This window comes from Elstera litoralis, assembly GCF_000963705.1.
In the GTDB taxonomy this organism is placed as follows: Bacteria; Pseudomonadota; Alphaproteobacteria; order Elsterales; family Elsteraceae; genus Elstera; species Elstera litoralis.
This window is the reverse complement of sequence record NZ_LAJY01000303.1, coordinates 1-1,782: the sequence shown is the minus strand read 5'-3', so window position 1 is coordinate 1,782 and position 1,782 is coordinate 1. Positions and strand designations below refer to the sequence as shown.

The 1,782-nt window shown below is 56.4% G+C and carries 3 protein-coding genes; 1 reads left to right on the top strand and 2 read right to left on the bottom strand.

Translation table 11 applies throughout. From position 1 onward, the window contains the following. Nucleotides 1–183: 183 nt before the first annotated feature. Both VZ95_RS12215 and VZ95_RS24155 read right to left on the bottom strand, forming a co-directional pair. Nucleotides 184–570 (bottom strand): metallopeptidase family protein, encoded by a 387-nt coding sequence (locus tag VZ95_RS12215; RefSeq protein ID WP_045776090.1) that lies wholly within the window; start codon nt 568–570, stop codon nt 184–186. Further along, on the bottom strand, nt 567–1,322 hold the full coding sequence (locus tag VZ95_RS24155; RefSeq protein ID WP_156995266.1) for a hypothetical protein: 756 nt from the start codon (nt 1,320–1,322) through the stop codon (nt 567–569). The genes VZ95_RS12215 and VZ95_RS24155 overlap by 4 nt, the downstream gene beginning before the upstream one ends. A 265-nt stretch (nt 1,323–1,587) precedes the next feature. On the opposite strand from VZ95_RS24155, the gene VZ95_RS27190 reads away from it, so the two are divergent. Continuing rightward, nucleotides 1,588–1,782 (top strand): hypothetical protein (locus VZ95_RS27190; RefSeq protein ID WP_232302641.1); only part of this gene is annotated, 195 nt, incomplete at its 3' end.

The following is a 1,782-nucleotide window of genomic DNA, read 5'->3' as shown; positions in this document are numbered from 1 at the left end:
GATAATAGTCTGCGTCGAACGCCACTTCAGCCATCGAACCAACCCTTGTAGAAAGCCTCTTCACTTCCTCTACCAGGGGTCTGCACGCTCTTTCAAGGGACAGTTTAACTAAGTTTTAGTTTATAGGCTCAACGCGTTAATGCGGCTCTATTCGAACTTTCCGTTCAATGATGAACTACTGGTTCACTCCCCCTCAATCCGCTCCATATCCTCATCCGAAAAGCCGAAATGATGGCCAATTTCGTGAATGAGGACGTGGCGAACGATATCGTCCAGCGCCTCACCGGTCTCGCACCAATAATCCAGGATCGGGCGGCGATAGAGGAACACGCGGTGCGGCTCCGGGTGGGCGTAGCTCACGCTTTGCAGCGGCATTGCCACGCCCTGATAGAGGCCGAGCAGGTCGAACGGGCTTTCCAGCCCCATTTCCTCCACGACGCCATCGTCGGGGAAATCCTCCACCTTCAACACAAGGTCGCGCGTGTATTGGCGCAGTTCCGGCGGGATGTCCGCCAGCGCGGTTTCGGCGAGGCGCGCGATGGCATCGAGATTGGGGGCGTATTGGGTCATGGCGTTGAATTTAGGGAGCCACCCGCAAGGTTTCCACTCCCGCCCGCGCGGCCCCCGCCGCGAAACGAGAACGCGCCGCTGAACAGAAGAGGCAAAAGCATCCAATAAGGGGCAAAATGCTTTTCGAACTCATAGAAACCATCGCCCCCCCAAACCGCTAACGGCAGCGTTAGGAGAAACAGCCCGGGGAGCCAAAGGGACCGCCCGACCCATGCGGCCAGGGCCAGGGCCACAAGCCCATAAGCCCCCAGCCAGGATCGCGCGAAATCCTGAAGTTCGCTAAGCCCCGGAAGATAAAGAGAGTTGTTTAAATACTGAACCCGGTAATCACCCGTTGCCGTGAGAATGGCAATGCTCCGAATAATCTCCGGCCAAATTCGGGGCCGCGCGAGCAGCCAGGGAATGAAATTACCGAGCGCCCCGGGGGCAACAATCGCATCGAAGGTGGCCAACTCCCCGCGCGCTTTATAGGATCGCCAAAGGATAGCCCCGGTGGGGGAAAACCGCGTGCCGAGCAAAGGTTGCGCCGGATTCGGTTCGAGCGCCAGTGTCTGTTGCTGCAACTGCGCGCGGTGCTCGCGCTCGTAAAGATTACGCATGTGGAACGCCCGGGCGGGCCAATCGGCAACACCTTGCAACGCCTGGCCAACCCCGCTGTAAAAACGATTGTAGCGGTTTACCTCGCCTTTGCGGGTATATTCCCAACGGGCGAGCGAGAGCGCGCTCAAGGCGATCAGGCCAATCGTTAGCACTATGGGAATCCGCGTGGAGGCGCGAAGGTTCGCGATTCGCGGAACGGAAAGCCACGGGCGCCAGATGATCGCCAAAATGAGCGGAAGCGCCCCAATCATTTGAACTTTCGCACTGATTAAGCACGCGGCTGAAACCAAAATCAGCCCCGGTTTACCGTCCGATTGCCAGCGCCAAAGCCCCAAGAGGAACCAGGGCAACACTACCAGAACAATCGCCTCCTCATAGAAAGATCGAAAATAATCGGCAAAAATAGCCGATATAAGAATGACAAAGAGCAACGTAAATTTATTTTTCTCGCAATTCGGATGTCGGATTAAAGCTAAAACTCCTGCCAGCCAAAGGGTCGATAAAACCAATGCCACCTGGAAAATGGTCAACGCGCTTTGCGAGAAAATTGTCAGGCCTAACCGGGTTGCCCCGGCGACAATGGTCATGGGGGTGACTAAGCTGCACCATAAA